15 protein-coding genes and 1 pseudogene are annotated in these 20,918 nt (G+C 69.5%); 7 read left to right on the plus strand and 9 right to left on the minus strand.

Features of this window, described 5'->3' with window-relative positions:
* Positions 1-17 precede the first annotated feature (17 nt).
* Genes STSP_RS33030 through ngcE form a run of 4 tightly spaced genes read right to left on the minus strand, consistent with a single transcriptional unit; the run spans position 18 to position 4,242 of the window.
* Positions 18-1,007: a hydroxyacid dehydrogenase gene (locus STSP_RS33030; protein WP_232789884.1), complete on the minus strand. Its 990-nt coding sequence runs from the start codon at positions 1,005-1,007 to the stop codon at positions 18-20.
* The gene (locus STSP_RS33035) at positions 1,004-1,894 is read right to left on the minus strand and encodes a carbohydrate ABC transporter permease (RefSeq protein WP_408646394.1); all 891 of its coding nucleotides are present in this window, start codon (positions 1,892-1,894) and stop codon (positions 1,004-1,006) included. Before STSP_RS33035 ends, STSP_RS33030 begins: the two co-directional genes overlap by 4 nt.
* A gap of 1 nt (position 1,895) precedes the next feature.
* Positions 1,896-2,810 (minus strand): carbohydrate ABC transporter permease, encoded by a 915-nt coding sequence (locus STSP_RS33040; RefSeq protein WP_067284710.1) that lies wholly within the window; start codon positions 2,808-2,810, stop codon positions 1,896-1,898.
* Between the two features lie 22 nt (positions 2,811-2,832).
* Positions 2,833-4,242: an N-acetylglucosamine/diacetylchitobiose ABC transporter substrate-binding protein gene (ngcE, locus tag STSP_RS33045; protein WP_067284711.1), complete on the minus strand. Its 1,410-nt coding sequence runs from the start codon at positions 4,240-4,242 to the stop codon at positions 2,833-2,835.
* A 255-nt stretch (positions 4,243-4,497) separates the two neighbouring features.
* On the opposite strand from ngcE, the gene STSP_RS33050 reads away from it, so the two are divergent.
* Complete coding sequence (locus tag STSP_RS33050) at positions 4,498-5,577, plus strand: substrate-binding domain-containing protein (protein WP_067284712.1); 1,080 nt, start codon at positions 4,498-4,500, stop codon at positions 5,575-5,577.
* Positions 5,578-5,619: 42 nt separating this feature from the next.
* Here STSP_RS33050 and STSP_RS33055 read toward each other — a convergent pair whose 3' ends face one another.
* Together STSP_RS33055 and STSP_RS33060 are read right to left on the minus strand one after the other, a co-directional pair.
* Positions 5,620-7,359, minus strand: coding sequence for a DUF2264 domain-containing protein (locus STSP_RS33055; RefSeq protein ID WP_067284713.1), 1,740 nt, complete (start codon positions 7,357-7,359; stop codon positions 5,620-5,622).
* Positions 7,360-7,427: 68 nt separating this feature from the next.
* Entirely contained in the window at positions 7,428-10,331 is a 2,904-nt protein-coding gene (locus tag STSP_RS33060) for a polysaccharide lyase family 8 super-sandwich domain-containing protein (protein WP_067284714.1), read from the minus strand.
* Between the two features lie 471 nt (positions 10,332-10,802).
* Between STSP_RS33060 and STSP_RS33065 the strand changes: the two genes are divergently transcribed.
* On the plus strand, positions 10,803-11,324 hold the full coding sequence (locus STSP_RS33065) for a TIGR00725 family protein (protein ID WP_067284715.1): 522 nt from the start codon (positions 10,803-10,805) through the stop codon (positions 11,322-11,324).
* 141 nt (positions 11,325-11,465) lie between these two features.
* Here the strand turns inward: STSP_RS33065 and STSP_RS33070 are convergent, their stop codons facing one another.
* Positions 11,466-11,981 carry an EF-hand domain-containing protein gene (locus STSP_RS33070; RefSeq protein ID WP_067284716.1) on the minus strand — a complete coding sequence of 172 codons (516 nt, stop codon included), beginning with the start codon at positions 11,979-11,981 and terminating at the stop codon, positions 11,466-11,468.
* Between the two features lie 245 nt (positions 11,982-12,226).
* Between STSP_RS33070 and STSP_RS33075 the strand changes: the two genes are divergently transcribed.
* A complete protein-coding gene (locus STSP_RS33075; protein ID WP_157902959.1) occupies positions 12,227-12,763 on the plus strand; it encodes a hypothetical protein in 537 nt (178 codons plus the stop codon).
* Positions 12,764-12,813: 50 nt separating this feature from the next.
* On the opposite strand, the pseudogene STSP_RS33080 reads toward STSP_RS33075, so the two are convergent.
* Positions 12,814-14,030 (minus strand): annotated as a pseudogene (locus STSP_RS33080) (threonine synthase).
* A gap of 208 nt (positions 14,031-14,238) precedes the next feature.
* Between STSP_RS33080 and STSP_RS33085 the strand changes: the two are divergent.
* Both STSP_RS33085 and STSP_RS33090 read left to right on the plus strand, forming a co-directional pair.
* Positions 14,239-14,586, plus strand: a complete 348-nt coding sequence (locus STSP_RS33085) for a VOC family protein (RefSeq protein ID WP_067284718.1) — start codon at positions 14,239-14,241, stop codon at positions 14,584-14,586.
* A 380-nt stretch (positions 14,587-14,966) separates the two neighbouring features.
* On the plus strand, positions 14,967-15,638 hold the full coding sequence (locus STSP_RS33090) for a maleylpyruvate isomerase N-terminal domain-containing protein (RefSeq protein WP_067284734.1): 672 nt from the start codon (positions 14,967-14,969) through the stop codon (positions 15,636-15,638).
* A 660-nt stretch (positions 15,639-16,298) separates the two neighbouring features.
* Here STSP_RS33090 and STSP_RS33095 read toward each other — a convergent pair.
* Positions 16,299-16,856 (minus strand): DUF1062 domain-containing protein, encoded by a 558-nt coding sequence (locus tag STSP_RS33095; protein ID WP_067284719.1) that lies wholly within the window; start codon positions 16,854-16,856, stop codon positions 16,299-16,301.
* Positions 16,857-17,360: 504 nt separating this feature from the next.
* On the opposite strand from STSP_RS33095, the gene STSP_RS33100 reads away from it, so the two are divergent.
* Complete coding sequence (locus STSP_RS33100) at positions 17,361-18,554, plus strand: glycosyltransferase (protein ID WP_067284720.1); 1,194 nt, start codon at positions 17,361-17,363, stop codon at positions 18,552-18,554.
* Positions 18,555-18,669: 115 nt separating this feature from the next.
* The gene (helR, locus tag STSP_RS33105; RefSeq protein ID WP_067284721.1) at positions 18,670-20,859 is read left to right on the plus strand and encodes an RNA polymerase recycling motor ATPase HelR; all 2,190 of its coding nucleotides are present in this window, start codon (positions 18,670-18,672) and stop codon (positions 20,857-20,859) included.
* The last annotated feature ends 59 nt before the right edge of the window (positions 20,860-20,918 follow it).

Genomic DNA, 20,918 nt, shown 5'->3' on the forward strand with positions numbered 1-20,918 from the left:
TCTCCTCGAGGGCGGGGTCAGGCGATCCGGGCGAGGTCGTCGGCGTGGACGGCACCTGCGAGTGGCTGCCCGGCGACGAACCGTTCGACCTCGGAGACGGCGAACTCGCCCAGTCGGCGCAGCTCGCGGCCATGTGCCCCTGCCACGTGAGGGGTGAGCAGGACGTTGGGCAGCGAGCGCAGCGGGTGGTCGGCGGGCAGCGGCTCCGGGTCGGTGACGTCGAGGATGGCGTCGATCCTCCCGGCGGCGCATTCCTTGGTCAGGGCGTCGGTGTCGACGAGGCTGCCGCGCGAGGTGTTGATGAGCACCGCGCCGTCGCGGAGCAGGGCAAGTCTGCGGCCGTCGAACATGTGCCGGGTCTCGGGCAGTTCGGGCGCGTGGATCGAGACGATGTCGCCGGCCGACACCAGGGTGTCGAGATCGACGAGTCGCGCTCCCAGGGACCGGGCCTCCTCTTCCGTTACGTAGGGGTCGGTCAGCAGGACGTTCACGCCCAGCGGCAGCAGCCGGTCGATGACCAGGCGGCCGATGCGGGAGGCGCCCACGATGCCCACGGTGGCGCCGTAGAGGCCGATCCCGTCGGGGCTGTGCTCATCGAGTTGGGTGTGGGGGTCGCGGGCGAGGACGAACACCCGCTTGGCGGCCAGGATCATGGCGGCGACGGTGTAGTCGGCCACCGGTCCGGCGTTGGCGGCGACGGCGGAGGAGACGGCGATCCCGTGCTCGAACACCGCCGGGGCGAGGTGGTGCTTGACGGTGCCCGCCGCGTGGATGACGGCGCGCAGCCTCGGGGCGTGGCCCAGGACCTCGGCGTCGATGAGCGGGCACCGCCAGCCGGTGATCAGGATCTCCACGTCGGCGAGCCGCGCGAGGGCCTCGTCGGTGTCGAACCGGGTCAGCGGGCCGGCGGAGTCCAGACGCACCTGGCGGGCGAGACGGTCCACCACGTCGGGAGGGAAGATGCCGGGCAGGAACATGGGCGCCAGTGCGAAGGCGGCGGTCGTCACTTGAGTGCCCCCGCGGTGAGGCCGGACTGGATCTGGCGGTGGAACAGGACGTAGACGATGAGCAGCGGGATGACGGAGATGCTCAGGGCCGCGAACAGCCCGCCCCAGTCGGCCTGGTAGCCGGCCTCGACGGAGATGTTGCTGATGCCCTGGGTCAGGACGAACTTGTCCTCGGCGTCGCCGGGCAGCAGCGCAAGCGGCAGGAGGTACTGGTTGGCCTGGCCGATGACATTGAAGATGGTCAGGCTGACAAGGCCGGGCTTGGCCATCGGCAGCATGATCTGGAAGAAGATGCGGACGTGGGAGCAGCCGTCGATGAGCGCGGCCTCGGCCACTCCGGTGGGCAGCGTCTTGAAGAACGCGGTCAGGAAGAAGACGGTGAACGGCAGCGAGTAGGCCGCGTAGGCCAGGATCAGCCCGGTGTGCGTGCCGAGCAGCCCGAGGTTGCGCACGACGAAGAAGAGCGGCACCAGGGCGAGGAACATGGGGAAGGTCATGCCGGCGACGAACAGGTAGTACACCGCGCGGTTGCCGGGGAAGGTGTAGCGCGCCAGTACGTAGGCGGCCATGGAGCCGAGCAGCATCGTCAGCGTGACGCCGCCGGTGACCACGATCACCGTGTTGAGCAGGTAGCGGCCCACGTGCGCGGTCTGCCATGCGCGGACCCAGTTGTCGAGGCGTATCTCGCCCGGCAGTGACAGCGGTGAACCGAAGATCTCCGTGTTGTCCTTGAGAGAGCCCAGGAAGACGAACACCAGCGGCACGATGACCATCAGTGCCCAGAAGGCGAGGGCCACGTGGGCCAGCCGCATGTAGACGGAGATCTGCTTGCGGGCGGTCCGCGCGGGAAACGCGGCGCGGGGCCGGACTTTGCTTATCGATACCACGTCAGAACTCGATCTCTTCACGGTTGCGGGTGAAGCGCATGGTCACCATGGCGAAGGTCATCACGATGAAGAACAGCACCACCCCGAGGGCGGAGGCGTAGCCGAAGTTGTAGTTGGTGAAGGCGCTCTTCCAGACCTGCATGCCGAGCACGGTGGTGGCCCCGTCGGGACCGCCCTCGTCGACCGAGAGCACCTTGATCAGCACGAAGTAGTCCAGGACGCCGATGCCCAGGTAGATCCAGCCGGTCTGCACGTGGTTGCGCAGCAGCGGGAGCGTGACGGTGAAGAACGTCCTGGCCCGGCCGGCGCCGTCGATCGCGGCGGCCTCGTACAACTCCTTGGGGATGGCGGCCATGCCGGCCGAGAACAGCACCAGGTAGAAGCCGACGTGGGACCAGACCATGACCGCGATGATCGACCACAGCGCCAGGTCGGGATCGGTGAGGAACCCGACGGGTGCGATTCCGGCCTTGCCGAGGAGGCCGTTGAGCAGGCCGCCCTCGTCGGGCCGGTAGACCAGCTGGAACAGCACGCCGAGGACGGCGATGGACAGGACCTGGGGGAAGAAGAAGATGATCTTGTAGAACGTCGAGCCGCGCAGCCCGCCTATCGCGTTGCCCGCGCTGCGGCCCGCGACGTTGAGGAGAAAGGCGAACAGCAGCGCGATCGCGAGGGTGAACAGCGGCACGGTGAGCAGCAGCTGCCCGTGGTTCCTGAGCGCCTTCCAGAACATCTCGTCCTGGAACACCCGGGCGAAGTTGTCAAGGCCGATGAGCCGGACCTCGGGTGACAAGCCTCGCCAGTCGGTCATGGATATGTAGAAGGACTGCAGGTACGGCCCGATCACGAAGACCAGGTAGAGCACCACCGGTGGGATCAAGAACCCGTAGACGAACGGATACTTACCGTGCCGCATGATCAACGCGCTCCGTTCAGTCTCAGCGAGAGAACTTCTTGATGGACGAGTCGGCCTTGATCGCCGCCGCCTTCTTCTCCATCCGGTCGGCGAACTTGGCGGGGGTGGTGTCCTCGAAGAGCAGCGCGAGGGTTGCGGAGATGAGCTCCTCCTTCATCGGCGCGTACCACTCGGTGAGCCGGACGTTGAAGACGTCCTTCCCGGCGGCCGCCAGCGCGTCGGCGGCGCTCTTGGTGCCCGGCGTGAGCGTGAGGCCCTCGTAGCTGTCCTTGACGACGGTGAGCGCCCCCGTCTGCTTCGTGAAGCCGGACGCACCGGCCTTGGAGACCATCTGGCGCAGGTACTCCTTGCCCGCGCCGGGGTTCTTCGCCTTGGCCGGGACGCCGAACGGCTCTCCCGCGGTTGCGCGGACGGCCGCCCCGGGCAGGGCGTCGGAGGGGGTCAGGCTGGGCACCGGCATCATGGCGAAGGTGAAGCCGGACGGGGTGTCCTTCTTCATCTCGCTCTCCAGCCAGCTGCCGGAGGGATAGAAGGCGAGTTTGCCCTGGACCTGGCGCAGTTGGGCCTCCGCGTGCATGAGACCGGCGTAGCGCGCGTCGACGTACTTCCGGGCGAACTCCTTCCACGCGGTGAGCGTCTGAATGACGGCGTCCTGCTTCCAGGCGCCGTCCTCCAGGTTGTCGATGCTCTTGAGGACGTCCAGGCCGCCGGCCTTCCCGGCCTGGGCGAGGATGGCGAACGAGGCGTAGTCCGCGGCGTTCTTGCCGCCGACGCCGAAGGGGTCCATGCCGGCCTTCTTGATCTCGCCGGCCAGCTCGGTGAAGGCGTCCCAAGTGGTCGGGACCTGCCAGCCCTTCTTCTGGAACAACTGGGCGTCGTACCAGAGGCCGTAGACGGTCTGCACGTACATCAGCCGGTAGAACTTGCCGTCGACGGTGCCGGCCTCGATCGCGCCGGGGGCCAGGACGTCACGGACCTTCGTGTCCGGGTCGTCCACCGTGGGGGCGTCCAGCAGAGGGGTCAGGTCGGTCAGCGCCCCGGACTGGATCAGGGCGCCGAGGTCGAGCTTCTGGAGGCTGCTGACGTCGGGCACGTCGCCGCCGACGAAGCGCGGCTGGAGTGCCTCGACGATGTTCGGGGTGCTGGAGTGCTTGATCGAGAGCTTGGGGAAGGCCTTGTGCAGCAGGGGCTGGTGCACCTTGGTGGCGTAGGCGTCGCCGTACCCGCCCTTGAAGATGACCGCCTCGAGGGTGCCGCCGTTGGCGACACCGAACGGGTTGGCCTTGCTGGTCGCTGCCTTCGACGCGGCGGTTGCGGTGGGAGAGTCGCCGGGGGTGGCGCAGGCGCCCAGGACGCCGGCGGAGGAGACGGCAAGGGTGGAGGTCCCCGCCCAGCGGAGCAGCTGCCGCCGGGAGATCTGCGAACGAGACATGTTTCTCCTTGGTCAGAGACGTGGGGGACGAGTGCCGCGCATTTCCGGGAGGCAGGTCACGGCTTCCGTGGATTTTGAGGGCCGGTCCAGACCATCGGCAAGAGGCAATCCGAACATCGAACATGAACGAACATGAAGCCCGTAACGACCGCTTTGACCAGGTGTTATACGGATGGTGCGGGGCGAGATGGGCTGTCAGATGCGCGATGCGATCGGTAAGGTACGTTCGAAAGAACATCTGACGGGGGGTCGAACATGCACGCCGCCCAGAGGCAGGACGCCATCCTCCAGCTCCTGCGCAGGTACGGCTCTGTCCGCGTGACCGCGCTGGCCGAGCGGTTCGGGGTCGCTCAGCTCACCATCCGCCGGGACATCGCCCTGCTGCACGAGCGCGGCGATCTCGTCCGCGTGCACGGGGGCGCGGTCCTGCCCCGGCCCGGCGACGACAAGCCGGCCGGAGCCGCCGAGCCCGCCGCGCCCAGGCTCGGCAAGCAGCGAGCCATCGGGATGCTGGTCCCGGCGGCGACCCTCTACTTCCACGAGCTGATCCGGGGCGCGCAGACGGCCGCCGCGGCCCACCATGTCAGGCTCGTCGTGGGGGTCTCCCGGCACGATCAGCAGGAGGATCTGGTCCAGGCCGAGAGGCTGCTGGCCGCCGGGGCCGAAGGGCTGCTGCTGACGCCCAGCGCCGCCGCGCCCGTACCGGCATGGGCGTCGACGTTGCCCGTGCCCGTGGTGTTCGTGGAACGCCGCCAGCCGGTGGACGTGGATTTAATCGAGTACGTGGCGTCGGATCACGAGCTGGGCGCGGTCCAGGCCCTCCGGCACCTGGCGGAACTGGGCCACCGCAAGATCGCGGTCATCACGCAGACCACGCCGACCTCGGCTCTCATCCACCGCGGATTTCAGATGGTCGCGGACGCCATCGGGCTCGACAAGGACGTCCCGCTGGTCGACATGTTCAGCATGGAGGGCCTCGACGACGTGCTGGAGGAGGCACTGTCGGCCGGGGTGACCGCCGTCCTCGCCCATTCGGACGACGTTGCGATCACCGTGCAACAGCGGTTGCTCAGCCGCGGCCTGGCCGTACCCGACGACGTGGCCCTTGTCGCCTACGACGATGTGTTCGCCGCGCTCGCCGACATCCCCATCACCGCCGTGTCCCCACCGCGCCGGGCCATCGCGCGCACCGGGGTGGAGATGCTGCTACGGCGCATGCGCGCGGGAGAGGGCCTGACCAAGCGCCATGTCCGCCTCATGCCCACCCTGCGCGTCAGGACCTCAACCGTGGGCGAGCGGGCGCCTCTTCCCGCTCCTGAGCGGGAAGAGGCGTGAGGCGTCGCCCGTCAGCCGCGGTGAGGCGTGAGGTGTCGCCCGTCAGCCACGGGTGACCGAGACCCGGCAGCGCAGGATGTGCTCGCCCGGTTCCAGCGTCCCGCGGAGCATGGGCAGGACGGTGCGGGGATGCACCAGGTGCGAGCCCGCCATCGGCGTCATGGCCTCGCCGGCGCGCCTGCGGCCGCCCGCTCCGTGGCACACGATCTCGCTGGAGACCCCGTCGGCCGCGGCGCTCGCGAATCCGTTTTCCTCGACGGTTCCGGAGGGTGTGCGGCCACGCGCGCGTAGCGGGACGCAGAAACCGCCCTCGGCTGTGTGCAGCGTGCGGGCGGTGGTGATGCGGTGCTCGCGCAGGTGCCCGCCGCCGTCCGGGGTCAGGCGGGTCTCCACGGCCACGTCCGGCCAGGGCCTCCAGCGCACGACGAGCGTCTCGCCCTCGACGACGGCCTCCCCGTCGGTCCGGGTCCGCCAGTGCGTGCCGTCGTCGGACAGGGCCAGCGTGCTGTCGAAGGCCCCCTGGTGCAGGCTCGCCGTGTCGAGGGGGACGCTGAAGGCGGCCAGTGAGGAATAGGCGAACTTGGCGTACTTGGCCGCCGCGCCACGGGGGTTCCAAGCGGGCGGACACTGCCCGGCCAGCGCGACGACGTCGCCGTGCGCGTCCCGGGTGAGGACCATCGCCGCGGCCGGCTGGACACTGACGGTCTCGGTCGGCGCCGGGCCGGCGGGCTCACCGGTCCAGAAGGGATGGCCGGCGGGCGCGCCGAGGGCGGCGAACACCTTGGTGCCCCAGTACGGCGAGCCGCCGCCGATGTACTCCTCGACCACTGACGCGTTCGGATAGCCGTAACCCTGGGTCAGCGAGCCGTCCTCGGCGGCCAGCGGCTGCCGCCACCACCAGGCCAGGTTCCGTTCCGCCAGCCCCCGCGCCACCGGCCAGTCCACAGCAGGCAGATCCGCCGCGGCGAGCGCGGACCAGAACGAGCCCTGGGCGAAGCGGTAGGCGAGGCTGCGGCCGAAGGGCACCGCCGCGCCGTCCGCGGCGAACCAGTGCCGGAACTGCGCCGCGAACTCCCTCGCGCGGCGGCGGTACAGCGTGGCCCTGTCGTCGTCCACGGCCTTCAGCGATGCGAGCAGCAGGCTGTAGAAGTGGAAGCCGAACGGTACGTAGTAGTCGCGTGCCCCGTGGTCGCCGTCGGCGTACCAGCCGTCGGAGAGGGCGAAGTCCTCGATCATGTCCAGGTGCGCGTCGGCGACCGCCTCGTCGACGGGAACGCCCACGGTCCGCAGCCCGGCCGCGGCCAGCACGGGGAAGAAGCGCCAGTTGTTCTCGTGCGGGCGCCTCAGCGCGGCCGCCGACAGCCAGTCGGCCAGGCGCTCTTGCTGCCCGGCACTCAGCGGATCCCACAGGTACTGCGGGGCCGCCGCCAGGGCGTAGCCGACCGCGGCGGATTCGACCAGGCGCTGCTCCAGGTCCATCGGCGGGCCGATGTACCAGGCGTGGTCGGGATCGACCGCGGCGGCCAGAGCCGTACGCGCCTGGTCCCACTGGGTTTCCGCGCCGGTCAGCCCACCGGCGGCGTGGGCGGCCAGCCCCCACAGCGGGCGGGCGACCAGCTCGAACCAGGTGGCGCCCGGGTCGTTGGTGCTGCCGTGCACCGGCTGGCGCCCGGGGCCGAGCGCGGCCAGCCGGGTGGCCGGGGCGGCGATCGCGACCAGGGCGTCGGCCCAGGCCTCCCGGCCGGTCGGAGCGGGACCGTGCAGTTGGAGCAGAGTCGGCATGATTCGTTGGCCTGTCAATCGGTGATTCAGTCGGTGATGAGTGGAGGAACGCGCGATTCAGTCGTCATTCAGTCGGTGATGAGATGGAGGAACGGCTGGTTCGCGGCGTTCTCGCGGCTGTTGAGCAGGACCACGAGCCCGGCGGCCTGCTGAGCGAGGGCGATGGTGGCGGTGCCATCGCCGGAGTACTGGCTCCGCACATGCGCGGTGACGTCGAGCGGCACCCAGTCGTTGACGGAGCCGATCGGGCGGGAGGACAGGACTGTGCCGAGGGTGGGCTGCCTGTCCCAGGTCAGACCGGTTTCGGTCCAGCTGTCGCTACTGACGGAGTACGCGCTGACCGTCGACTGGTTGCCGCCGTTGTCGGCGGTCCTGCCGTACACCCAGAGCACCGCGCGGCGGGGCGCCGCGGGCAGGCCGGACACGTCGAACTTCAGGAACGAGCGCCGGGCGTATCCGGCCGTGGTGTTCTTGACGACCAGCGTGGTGTCCGTCCCGTAGTTGGCCGCCGCGTAGGAGCCGTCGCGGACGTAGGCGTCGGCTGTCGGTGCGAGAGACCGCGGGCGCCCGGCCGTGACCGCCGAGCCCGTGCCGAAGGTGATGGTCCGGGACGCGCCCTGGCTGCCGCCCACCTCGACCACGAGGGTGATGGGGTCCAGCCCCGTCACTCCGATCTCGGCGTCGCCGCTCGCCGTGGCGTAACCGGAGCGGTCGATCGTCACGGTGACCGTGGTGGCGGCGCGGGTGGGGTCGGAGACGCTGACGCTGAGCGTGCCGCCGCTCTCGCGCATCAGCACCGAGCACGGCTTGGAGACCGTGATCGGACCTGCCGCGCCCGCGGTGAAGAAGTTGGCGGCGGTCACCCCGGTGGCGCTGTCGGTGACGGCCTGCACGTTCGCGGTGTTGGCCAGGACGCTGACCGTCGGGCTCACGGCGCGCGCGGCGGTCGTCGCGGAGGTGGCGCCGGGCAGGAGGATATAGGCGTAGGAGCCGCTGCCCGGGTCGGTCCCGTGGTCGAACCAGAGAGTGACGTAGGGACGGGTCAGCGAGGTGGTGGAGGCGTCGGTGTTGATGTCGTGCCACGACCCGGTGCGGGATTCCCGCAGAGCCTTGAACGTGGCGCCGCCGGGGAACACGTAGCCGCCGAAGCCCTTGAGCGCGGCCCACGAGGCGCCGGTGAACGTGGCCGACCAGCCCAGTGTGGTCGGCTGGGCGGTCCCGTCGACGGTGAGGGCCGTCGAGCTGGTGGCGCCGAGGTTGCGGTTGTCGATCGTGGTCTCCACCGCGTACCCGTCGCTCGACGTGATCCCGGCGCCCAGGCAGACCACCTGATCGTCCAGGCAGAACCAGGACTTCTTGGCCGCCAGCGTCGAGGTGAGTCCCCTGGTGTCCTGGCCGACGGCGGAGTACGTACCGTCGGTGGCGCCGCCCACCCACACGGCGCCGGTGGGCACCGGTCTGCCGAAGGAACCGCCCTCCGCGTCGGCCAGCGGCTTGCGTGACACGGTCGTCCCGGGAAGCCGGTACGGGTCGACCGTCGGCCAAAAGGCGTCGGAGTACTGCCCGTTGCCGAACGTGTCGCCCCACCAGTACGTCATCCCGGAATTGGTGTGCCAGCCGCGCAGGTTCTCGCCGTTGCCCGTCTCGTAGAACGTGGTCCTGGCCGAGCACATCGCCACCGCGAACGCCCATCCCGGCCTGCGGTGCGTGGCCCGGTCCATGCTGCCGAAGACCTGGCTGGCGACGGGCTCGGCAGCGGGAGCGATCGAGGTGTCGTCGAGCACCGCCTGCCCCCGGGCCAGCGCCGGGACCTGCAACGACCTGTCAGAGAGGAAGGGGCTCCAGTAGTCGCGCTGGAGCCAGCCCTTGGCCATCGCCTTCCACCGCGCCGCCTCGTCGGCCGACGCCGCCTCGGCCAGCAACAGCAGACCGCTGATCATGGCGTGCCCGCGGGTGTGGTCATCCTGCTGGATGCCGAGCGGGTTGCCGGAGCTCTTGATCCCGCGGCTGATGGCACGGCCTGACTGGCCGTCCATCATGAGTCCGTTGAACAGGAAGGGTGCGGTCGCGGCGATGGCCGCGTCGAAGAGAACCTGCCGGCCCGTGTCGGTGACCGCCCAGGTGGAGCCGGTGAGCAACACCAGCAGCCCGGCCATGCCGTTGATCAGGATCTGGCCGTACGTGCCGACGTACGGGACGATGTGGTGCTGGAGGAACGAGCCGTCGGCATAGAAACCGTCGTCGTCGCGCACCAGAGGGAACACCGGCGACAACGCGTCCCGCCCGGTCGTGATCTTCGCCGGGCTCTTGCCGAGGATGCCGCGCAGGATGAGCACCTGGCACAGGTCGACCCGGTTGCCGCCGGTGCTGGAGCCGCTGTAGGAGGCCACCGCCGAGTCGGGTACGAAGTGATCGACAGCCGCCAGAAGGCCGCTGATCTGACTGCTCGACAGCGACGCATACACCAGTGCCATGGTGTCCAACAGCGGCTTCGGCGCGCCGATCTGCCAGTCCCACCAGTTGTCATACGTCGTCGTCGTGGGTGTGTAGGCGTTGGCCTTCGTCCAGTCCAGACCGCTGATGATGTCGGCGAGCAGGCCGGCGTCACCGGTCAGGCCGGTGCCGGGCAGCGCCCAGGCCTGCGCCATCGTCCTCAGCCTGGTGAAGCACGAGGTCACGTTGGAGCTGTCGTACGCGCTGCCGATCGGCAGGTCCGGCCACAGCGACGAGGAGGCCGGGGCCATGGATGACTGCAGGGTCGAGGCCGTCGCGCCGATCTGGGCGAGCTGCCCGGCGAACGGCTCAGCCGAGGTGTCGTAGCCCGAACCGATGATGGTCTTGCTGACCCAGCGCTCGCGCAGCACGTCGTACTCGTCGGCGGCGAAGGCCGGACGGGAGACGGAAGCGAGGCCGAGGCCGACGCCGGTGAGCGCGGCGACGCGGAGCAGCCGCCGACGGCTGATCTGGGACATTACGGCTCCAAAGTAGGTGCAACAGTAGGTGCAACTGCCGAGGGGTGAAGCCGTCCCAGGCCCAGCACGGTGGCATGGCTCAGTGCTGTTCGGCAAGGGCGACCGAACAACTTACGTGTTCGGGTGTTCGTTTGTGTGCGATCGACTGTTCCAGTCTTGACCGCTCCCGCACGCCGGCCAGACCATCTGATCCCTGGCCGTCCCGCCGGACCACCTCGTTCAAGCCGTTTCCGTACCTTTCGGGGGCGAGCGCCGACGCGCTGTGGGCAGGTGCTCGTTCCGCAGAGCACCGGCACAGCCTGGCGTGCCTCGTTGCCCGCACCGGGTCCCATGCAGGACGATCTGGTCCCGTCCGAACATGATTCCTCGTCGGCATCGGGCCCGCCCGGCTGCATCTCGTCCCCACGTCCCGTTGGTTTGCCGCCCTGCGTCGCGAGTCGGCGGCCCCCGTCCTGTGCAGTGGAGGCCCGTGTGGTCGATACCGGAGGCCATTCCCGCCCGTACATCGCCGTGGTGGGGCCAAGCGAAGCCTCCGCCCGCGAGAGAACACTGGCCGAAGAAGTCGGCTCCCTGCTGGCACGGCAAGGAGCCGTCGTGCTGTGCGGGGGGCTGGGTGGTGTGATGGAGGCGTGTGCCCGCGGCGCCAGCATGGCGGGTGGAGTCGTGTTGGGCGTGCTGCCTGGTCTTGACCGCACCGGAGCAAACCCCTATCTCACCGTCGCCCTGGCCACCGGGCTGGGCGAGTTGCGCAGCGGTGTGCTGGTCAATGCCGCCGACGCTCTGGTCGCGGTGGGAGGCAGCTGGGGAACCTTCAGCGAAGTTACCCTGGCGCTGCACGCGCACAAGCCAGTCGTCGCACTGCACAGTTGGAGTCTTCCACCTCAGGCGGTCGCGTCTCCCGGCGCTCACCTGCTGACCGAGGTCACGACCGCTGCCGACGCGGTCCGCACCGTCCTGACACACCACCGGCAGTACCCGGCCGAGAACACCTGAGCACAAGCCTGAGCCTCACACTCGCCGGTAGGGATGGCGGGCAGCGAGTCCCGGAGCCGGCAATGTCCGGGCGCCGCCTGGCCGACGCCCGAAACAGCTCAACTGGGATCCACGCCGGCAGGACCGCAGCTGAAGACAGCCCTAGTACAGGACCTGGCCCATCGGAGAGCTGTCGCCGACGATGTAGGCGCGGATCGACGCCAGGTACGCGTCTCGGCCGACCCGGCCGTCGCCGTCGGTGTCGAGCGCGTCGAACGCGGCGGCAGCGTTTTCCGACGGGTTGTTGAGTGCGGTGCGCAGCGTCGTGAACTCGGTCTTGTCCAGGGCGCCGTCCCCGTCGGCGTCGGCGAGGTCGAACAGCGCGCCGAGCGCGAACCGGCAGACGTTGTCGAACTTGTCGGCGCCCACCCATGCGTCGTACTCGTCGAAGGTCAGCTTCCCGTCGCCGTCCGCGTCCATCACGGTCCAGGCCTTGAGGCCTTCCGTTCGGGCTGCGATGACGAGCGGATCGTCTTCCGCGCGCCCCGTGGCCTGGACGGCCCGGTCGACCCGGGAGAGGTAATCGTGCCGCGAGATGACTCCGTCCCCGTCCGCGTCCATCATGGCGAAGACGCGCCCTCGCGCGGTGGTGGCGGCTGAGGCGGTCGTACGGCCCATTCGGGTTTCCTCCTGCTCGGTTCCTGCTGGGTTTCTGCTCGGTTCCTGCTCGTGCTCGACGAGGACTCGTCCGGCGCTTCCTACCCTGCGCGTTCCGGATTCCAAGCGGCCCGCCGGGAGGAGAGGCGCGCGCGACCGCGCGCCGGGCGGGGCTTGCGCGGGCGGTGTGCTTCCAGGCGCCTGAGCAGCAGATGTGTCTCTGGGTAGGCAAGGGCCAGGAGCGGTCCAGGCTTACTGGAGGGCATGTGTTTGATAGGCGTGGCACGACGGTGACGCTGGGGTCCCTGGTGCTCGTGGTCGCGTCGTTGGTGTGGGCGCCGGCCGGCCAGGCCGGGACGAGCGGGAACGAGTCCGTCACCTGCACGGGCGACTCCAGAAGCCGCTACGACCCACCGCTCACCCTCGAGCCCCGAAAGACCCACAACCACGCGGACGTCTGGTACACCTGCACCACCGCTCCCGGCCGAACCGTCCCAGCCACCGGCTCCTTCGACGCCGTCGCGCCGACGGCGTCCTGCGTCTCGTTGTCCGGGGCGAGAGGCACGGAGACGGTCCATTACGCCGACGGCGGCCGGTCGCTGATCGCCATCGACGGCGCAACCACCGCGCGGGTCGCGGGCATTCTGGTCGTCCTGCAATCGGGCCGGGTCACCGAAGGACGCGGCGAAGGCCACGTCGTACGCCGCACCGTGACGGCGCTCCCCGGACAACTGCCCACGGACTGCCTCACCTCCGGCCTCCAGGGCACCGAAAGCGCGGTTCAGCTGGAAATCCTGCCGTAGTGGCGAGTCGGCGGTGCCGGGGAGCGTCTGAACTCCGCGGCATCCGGCACCTACACGTCGATCCCCGCCTCCCGCAGCACCTTCGCCGCGCTTCCCCACGACCCGTCCAGCGGCTCCGGTTGCTCGCGCCCGCCCACCGTCAGGTCCTTGAAGCCGCTCGACGTCGAGATCACCACCACCGGACCCTCCTCCGGGGAGGTGTGACGCTGGCGCAGGCCCGCCAGGCCCGCCGCCGACGACAGCTCCGTCCACAGGCCCGCACGGCCCAGTTCGCCCCGGGCCGCGCGTAGTTCGTCGTCTGTCACCAGCAGCGAGGCGCCGCCGCTCTCCCGTATCGCACGGACGCCGCGGTAGCTGTTCACCTGGCAGCTGATGCCGTACGCCTGCGTCTCGCCCACCTCCACCGGCAGGGCCGGTGCCCCCGCGGCCAGCGCCGCGTGCAGCGGCCCGCCCGCCGCCGGCTCACACGCGTACATCCGCGGCACCACCGTCGTCTGGCCCAGCAGCCGCAGCTCCGCGAAGCCCTTCCGAAGAGGTTCTCGCCGTAGCCCGTGGGCACGTACACCGCCTTCGGCACGCCGATCTCTTGGAAGATCTCGTACGCGATCGTCTTGTAGCCCTCCGGGCCGAACGGGTGGCCCGTGTGCGTCACCGTCCGGTTGCTCACCGGGTGGAAGCCCAGCCGCTCCACGATCTGGGTCGTCAGCGGCCACGAGTGCTCCCAGCCCACGGGCAGCACCACCGCCCCGTACGCGCGCATGAAGTCCCGTACCGCAGGCGGCGCCCACCCGTTGATGACGATGCACTGCAGGCCCGCCCGCGCCGCGTACGCCGCCGCCGATGCCGCGTGGTTGCCGGAGGACGCCACCACGATGCCCGGCGCCCCCGCGCCTACCGCCGCGCTGACCGCGACCCGGTTGAGGCGGTCCTTGTGGCTCCACGTCGGGTTGCGCGATTCGTCCTTGACGTACACCCCGTCCGCCAGCTCGATCAGCGGCGTACCGCCCTCACCCAGCCCGGGCGCCGCCAGCGGCGGCAGCAGCGGGGCCCAGCGGTCCAGACCCGCCCGCAGGGGCGTCGGGGACGTGAACAGATCCGTGTCCAGGGCCTCGTAGGCGTAAGTGATCTCGAGCGGATACGCCACGTCATGCGTGCTGGTCTGGGGGCAGCCCGCGGTCAGCGGAGGCCACAGCGGATATTCGACGCTGGCGTTCCCCAGCGAGCGCTGACCGGTGGCCAGGGACTCCGAAGACGGCGCATCAACCATGATCCGCAGCCTAGACCTGCCGCCCGGGGCGTGCTTGGAGGTGTCTCCATGCGCTTGGCACGGGTGCTCGCCGTCTGGGCGGCGCGGCGTGCCCGCCGTGCGGCCGCGCCGGTCTCCGTGGCTCGGTGGCGTGCGTTGTCGAGGTCGGTACGGCGTAGTACACGTAGGAAGTCTCACAGACCCGTTCGCTCTCGCTTGGAGTCGATCGATGGCCGTTCGCCGCGTCGTGCCCAACGTCCAGTCAGAAGCCGTGCAGGAGAACCGTGAGTTCTATGGGCTGCTGGGCTTCGAGGAGGTCATGAACCTCGGGTGGATCATGACGCTCGCTTCCCCCTCCAGTCCGACAGCGCAGGTCAGCCTCATTGCCCGCGACAAGACGGCATCAGTCACGCCCGACATCAGCATCGAGGTGGACGATGTGGACGCGGCTTATGCGCTCATGCGGAACAGCGGTGCGGAAATCGTGCATCCCCTGCAGGACGAGGAGTGGGGAGTACGCCGGTTCTTCGTCCGTGACCCCAACGGCCGAGTGGTCAACGTGCTGGGCCACATCTGAAGCGCACCGCCACCGCCACCGCCACCGCCACCGACGAAGAGCTGGCACAGCCACTCGTTCGTACTCGCGTACTCGCCATGGGGTCGTGCGCTCAGCAGCACCACGTGGTCGAACAGCGCATAGAACCGGCCCTGGTTGGTCTTGCAGCCCGCCATGAAGAGGTGCCCCTGGTCGTGGCTGCCGAGCAGATCGATGGAAAACGACACCTGTCGCAAGCAGCCGCCGGCGACGCCGTCCGCGCCCCCGTCGCCCCGAGCCGCCGTCCGCGACCGCCCTCCCCTGGGCACAGCATGACCGTGAAGGGCGGGCCATCACAGGTACGTGAGCCGACCGTCCATATGTGCTTGTCCACCATTCCGGCACCGCACTACCGTGCCGATGTGGATCTCTTCTCTCGCTCGTGGACAGCGTTGCGCACCGCGGTCGCCGAGCTCCCGGACGAGGATTTCGCGCAGCCGTCCGGCTGTACCGGCTGGCTCGTACGGGATCTGGTGTGCCACCTGATCATCGACGCCCAGGACGTCCTGATCACCCTCGTGACCCCCGCCGAAACGGAACCGACCCGCGACGCGGTGACCTACTGGGACGTCGCCGAAACGCCGCCGACAGGTGAGGACCCCCTCGACGCGCTGATCGTCCGCCTGGCCGCCGCATACCAGGAGCCGCGGCTGCTGAAGTTCCACCTCGACGACGTCGGCTCCGCCGCCGGTCGCGCTGCCGAACTCGCCGACCCGCACCTCCTGGTCAGCACCCGCGACGAGGTCCTCACCGCGGGCGACTACCTCTCCGCGTACGTCCTGGAGTGGACGCTGCACCACCTCGACCTGGTCGCGCACCTCCCGGACGTGCCGGGACCCCCCGCGGAAGGGCTTGCCCGGTCACGCGAGATGCTGGAGATGATCGCTCGGGCCGCGTTCCCCGCGTCGTGCTCCGACAAGGATGCGCTGCTGATCGGCACCAGACGGCGTGCACCGACGGACGCGGAGAAGGCCGAACTGGCTGAATTGGGCGACGGCGAACTGGCCGCGAAAATCCCGCTCGTCCTCGGATGACCGTCTGGCTGAATTCCGGCCTTCGACCGCGGGCAGGACCACAACGGCGGAGGAGCTGGTCGCCCGGTTTCGCGATGAGACTGTTCATGTGAGAGCCAGTGTCGGTGGCCCTGTTGGCAGCCTTGGCAAGCGGAGCTGGTCAGGCTGGAGGAGATGACGACTGACCCGGACCGTGGGCAGGCGCCGAGCACAGCGCTGGCTGTACGGGCCGCACTGGACGCGGACTTCCGTATGGATCTGCGGCAGTGGCACGAGCATGCGAAGTTGGTCCGAACCAGCGATGGCGAGGTGCACAACACCACCAGCGACGGCAACTTTCCCGGGCCCGACGGTGCAGGTCCCGCAGGGTGTGCTCCCCGGCCGCGGGGGTCCGAGTCTGCCCGCGTTGCGCAGCACCGTGGGCGCGACCAGGTGTGCCATGTCCTGACCTGTGCACGGGTGCGGAACTCCATGCTCACGTCGACGGCGACCACGACGTGGTCGACCCGCGCCCACACGTGGCCGACGGGGATCTCCGCCAGGCTGCCCATGCTCCACCGAACCGGCAGCCCGCTCGCCCCCAGCCGTTGCGCACCCGTGATCCCCGGCAGGCCCGCGGTACCGAAGCCCCCAGGGCCTGTCCGGCGGTCTTGCCGGACAGGCCCCTGGTCCCGAGGGGGCTCAGCGCTTGAGCGTGAAGGTGAAGTCGCCGGAGAGCTTGCCGCTCAGCCGGACTGCCGAAACGAGTTTCCCCTCCGTGATCAGTCTCTCGACCTCGGCCCGCGAAAGACCGCAACCTTCAGCGATCAGTCGCACCGGCCGGACAGGGATCTGCGCCGCAAAGCGGACCGATACATCGATCACATCGCTCACCTCGCGTTCCAGGTGATCCGATCCGCCGGTGTCGAGGCGCCAGGCGTTGTCCCAGTCGAGGGCGATGCGATTACGGCGCCGCACGACCGGATCCTGGAGCAGCGCAGCTGCCAGGCCAGGGTCGTTGTCATGCATCCGGTCCAGCAGCTCAGGTCGTACGGAGCGCACGTTCATCCGCTCCAGGACCGTGAGCTTTGCCGTGCCCCCGCAAGCGGTACAGAGCACGAGGAGCCAGGCGTCGAGGAGCTTGTGGTTTGCGTTGACGCGAAATTTACCGTTTGCCCGGAAGCGCTCGGACGCGCACGCGTGGCAACGGCGGAGAACGAGCGGCAGGCAGGTGGGCATGACCACCCAGTTATTGAGCACAGAAGTACACCGGTTTCAGTGAGAAGTCCGCAGCAAAAAGCAGCGCGGCGCACATGCGCGACGCGCGACGATTCAGCGCTCGGGAGGTCTCACAGGGTGTACAACGGCAGGTCCTTGACTAGACAACTTGGTTCGGCAGCACGGTAATGGCGCACTGCGGCGCTGCTCCACTGGTTTTCGAGCGCCTTCTCGGCGTGTCCTCAGATAGTCCGGTCAACACCTCGGTGACGCCCGCCAGCGCACCCCATACAAGATCTGGTGAGAGCCCAGAAGGGGGTGGGGGATTTCTCGCTCCGCGGCTGGATCCGTCGCAAGGAGGAAAAGACAAAGGCAAGGAGGTCACAGTCTCCTTGCCATGTTCAATGTATAGCGCATGGGGGGCCTTGCGGCAAGGCCCCCTTCGTGCCGCAGAATCTCCGGCCTAGGCCAGAACCTGCGGAAATCGGGAGTCGCGAAGTGCGTGTGCTGTTGTCGACGTATGGGTCGCGCGGGGACGTCCAGCCGATGGCAGCGTTCGCGGTGCGGTTGCGGGAACTCGGCGCGGAGGTGCGGGTGTGCGCGCCGTCGGACGAGGAGTTCGCGAAGCTTCTGGCCGGTGTCGGCGTGGAGTTCGTCCCGGCCGCCGAGCCGGTGCGCACGCTGGTGACCGGGAAGCAGCCTCTGGCGCCGGAGCGCCTGCCCCAGCGCGCGGCAGCGCTGACCGCCGCGCAGTACGAGGCGGTCCACGCGGCGGCCGAGGGATGTGACGCGGTGGTGGCGACCGGCTTGGTCCCGGCCGTGGCCGGGGCGCAGTCGGCGGCCGAGAAGCTGGGCGCCCACTTCGTGTACGTGAGCTACTTCCCGACCATGCTGCCGTCGCCGCACCACGCGCCGATCCCGCTGCCGCTCTGGCCGTTCCCGCCGGGAATGACCGACAACCGGGAGCTGTGGGACCTCAACGCCCAGAGTTTCAACGCGCTGTACGGCCCAGGGCTCAACGCGCACCGGACGTCTGTCGGCCAGCCCACGGTGGACGACGTCCGCGGCTACGTCTTCACCGACCGGCCATGGCTGGCGGCGGACCCGGTCCTTGCCCCCTGGCGGGAGCCGGCGGACCTCGACGTCGTACAGACCGGCGCATGGATCCTGCCGGACGAGCGCCCGCTGTCGGCCGAGTTGACGGCGTTCCTGGAGGCCGGCGCACCACCGGTGTACGTGGGCTTCGGCAGCATGCCCATGCGCGCCTCGGAGGACATCGCCCGGGTGGCCATGGAGGCCGTCCGCGCCCAGGGCCACCGCGTACTCGTAGGGCGCGGCTGGGCCGACCTGGCCCTGATCGACGACCGGGACGACTGCTTCGTCGTCGGCGAGGTCAACCAGCAGGCACTGTTCGGCCGGGTGGCCGCCGTCGTGCACCACGGCGGCGCGGGCACCACGACGACGGCCGCCCGGGCCGGTGCGCCCCAGGTGGTCGTACCCCAGATCGCGGACCAGCCGTACTGGGCCGGCCGGGTGGCCGAGCTGGGCATCGGCGCGGCACACGACGGTCCGACGCCGACCTTCGAGTCCCTGTCGGCCGCGCTCAGGACGGCTCTGACTCCCGAGACCCGCGCACGAGCGAAGGCCGTGGCCGGCATGATCCGCACCGACGGTGCGACGGTGGCCGCGAAGCTGCTGCTCGACGCGGTCAGCCGGGACAGGCCGCCGGTGTCCGCGTGAACCAGGGGATCGTCCAGCCAGGACCCAGAACACGAGAACCCGCACACCTTGACGCGCTCACTGGTCGCGAGAGACCCCGAACGCGAGCGACCTCACATTCGGAGCTGATGAAGAAGTGAACCCCCTGACCACCAGCGCGTTCGACCTTCCCGACCGCCTCTCGCCCAAAGCCGACCAGACGCTCATCGCCGGCGACGAGCGGCACTTCGCGGCCATCGCCGAGTGCCTCGAGCAGTCGATCGCCGAAGTGTCCGAACGCCTCGAAGCCGAGCGCAAGGCACCCGGTGGCAAGGGCCGGCAGGCCATGGACCGGGACATGGAGATCCACCGGCTGACCGCTCGCCTGCGCGTGTTGCGGCGCTTCGGTTTGGACCTGTGCCTCGGACACATGGTCAGCGCGGACAACCCCGAGCCCATGTATGTCGGACGAATCGGCCTTACGGACAGCGCGGGTCGTCGGCTGCTGCTCGACTGGCGCTCCGCCGCGGCCGAGCCGTTCTTCGGAGCCACCCACGCCAACCCGATGGGTCTGGTAAGCCGCCGCAGGTATCGCTGGACCCGCGGCCGGATCAGCGACTACTGGGATGAGGTGTTCGCCTCGGACGGGTTTGCCGGGCACGCGGCGCTCGACGACCAGTCCGCCTTCATCGCCAGCCTGGGCAGCGACCGTTCGCCACGGATGCGCGATGTGCTCGGCACCATCCAGGCCGACCAGGACGCAATCATCCGCGCGGGATCCCGCGGCGCTCTCGTCGTCGACGGCGGTCCGGGTACGGGGAAGACCGTCGTCGCTCTGCACCGCGCCGCCTACCTCCTCTACTCCGACCCTCGCCTCGGTCACCGCCGGGGCGGCGTACTGTTCGTCGGTCCGCACCAGCCCTACCTCGCCTACGTCGCCGACGTCCTCCCCAGCCTCGGAGAGGAGGGCGTGCAGACCTGCACCCTGCGGGACCTCGTCACCGAGGGAGCCGCAGCAGCGATCGAGACGGACCCGGACGTGGCCCGCCTGAAGTCGTCCGCGAACATGGTGAAGGCGATCGAGACGGCGGTCAGGTTCTACGAGGAGCCGCCCACCGAGGGGATGACGGTCACGACGCACTGGTCCGACATCTGGCTGAGCGCCGACGACTGGGCCGTGGCCTTCGAAGCAGCGGAGCCGGGTACTCCGCACAACGAGGCGCGCGACCAGGTCTGGGAGGAGCTGCTCACGATCCTGGTGGACAAGCACGAGGGCGACGTCTCGGGCCATGACGGCGAGGTCTCGGCCGATCTGCTCCGCAAGTCGCTGAGGCAGAACAGGGAGCTGCTCACGGCGTTCAACCGCGCGTGGCCGCTGCTCGAAGCGGCCGACCTCGTCGGAGACTTGTGGTCGGTACCCGCGTATCTGCGGATGTGCGCTCCCTGGCTCGGCCGCAATGACGTTCGGAAGCTGCAGCGCGAGGACGCCCAGGCCTGGACGGTGTCCGACCTGCCGCTCCTGGACGCGGCACGGCAGCGGCTCGGCGACCCGGAGGCGGCACGACGAAAGCGTCGGCAGGAGGCCGCGGTCGCCGCCGAACGCGAATACCGGGCGCAGGTCACCGACAACCTGCTCAGGACTGATGACGACACCTTCGAGGCCGCGGTGATGACGATGCTGCGCGGGCAGGACCTTGAGAACACCCTGGTCGACGAGACCGCCCTGCCCACCGCCGACCCAGACCTCCTCGCGGGCCCGTTCGCGCACATCATCGTGGACGAGGCTCAGGAACTGACCGACGCGGAGTGGCAGATGTTGCTGCTCCGCTGCCCGTCCCGGAGCTTCACCATCGTCGGCGATCGTGCCCAGGCCAGGCACGGGTTCACGGAGTCGTGGCAGGAACGGCTCGAGCGGGTCGGGCTCGACCGGATCAACCTGGCCTCCCTGAGCGTCAACTACCGGACGCCGGAAGAGATCATGGCCGAAGCCGAGCCGGTCATCCGGGCGGTGCTCCCGGACGCCAACGTGCCGACCTCCATCCGCAGCGGCGGCGTCCCCGTCGTCCACGGAGCTGTCTCGGATCTGGACTCGATTCTCTCCACCTGGCTCGCCGCACATGCCGAGGGGATCGCCTGCGTCATCGGCGCTGGTGACATCGAAGAGGGCACGTTCCGGTCGACGTCTCGCGTCCGGTCGCTGACCCCTGAGCTGTCGAAGGGGCTCGAGTTCGACCTGGTCGTCCTCATCGACCCGGAGAACTTCGGCACCGGCATCGAGGGAGCAGTCGACCGCTATGTCGCCATGACGCGAGCGACCCAGCAACTCGTCATCCTCACGAGCTCCTGACGTCGCCAGTGCCGTCATCGGACACCCGGGGGTTCGGGCCGGGCACGCGGAATGCGTTG

Source organism: Streptomyces jeddahensis (assembly GCF_001642995.1).
In the GTDB taxonomy this organism is placed as follows: domain Bacteria; phylum Actinomycetota; class Actinomycetes; order Streptomycetales; family Streptomycetaceae; genus Streptomyces; species Streptomyces jeddahensis.

Excerpts from the sequence above, each read along its gene's own strand:
- STSP_RS33040 (WP_067284710.1), bottom strand. The coding sequence starts at position 2,810 with ATGCGGCACGGTAAGTATCCGTTCGTCTACGGGTTCTTGATCCCACCG.
- ngcE (WP_067284711.1), bottom strand. The coding sequence starts at position 4,242 with ATGTCTCGTTCGCAGATCTCCCGGCGGCAGCTGCTCCGCTGGGCGGGG.
- STSP_RS33050 (WP_067284712.1), top strand. The coding sequence starts at position 4,498 with ATGCACGCCGCCCAGAGGCAGGACGCCATCCTCCAGCTCCTGCGCAGG.
- STSP_RS33055 (WP_067284713.1), bottom strand. The coding sequence starts at position 7,359 with ATGCCGACTCTGCTCCAACTGCACGGTCCCGCTCCGACCGGCCGGGAG.
- STSP_RS33060 (WP_067284714.1), bottom strand. The coding sequence starts at position 10,331 with ATGTCCCAGATCAGCCGTCGGCGGCTGCTCCGCGTCGCCGCGCTCACC.
- STSP_RS33070 (WP_067284716.1), bottom strand. The coding sequence starts at position 11,981 with ATGGGCCGTACGACCGCCTCAGCCGCCACCACCGCGCGAGGGCGCGTC.
- STSP_RS33085 (WP_067284718.1), top strand. The coding sequence starts at position 14,239 with ATGGCCGTTCGCCGCGTCGTGCCCAACGTCCAGTCAGAAGCCGTGCAG.
- STSP_RS33100 (WP_067284720.1), top strand. The coding sequence starts at position 17,361 with ATGGCAGCGTTCGCGGTGCGGTTGCGGGAACTCGGCGCGGAGGTGCGG.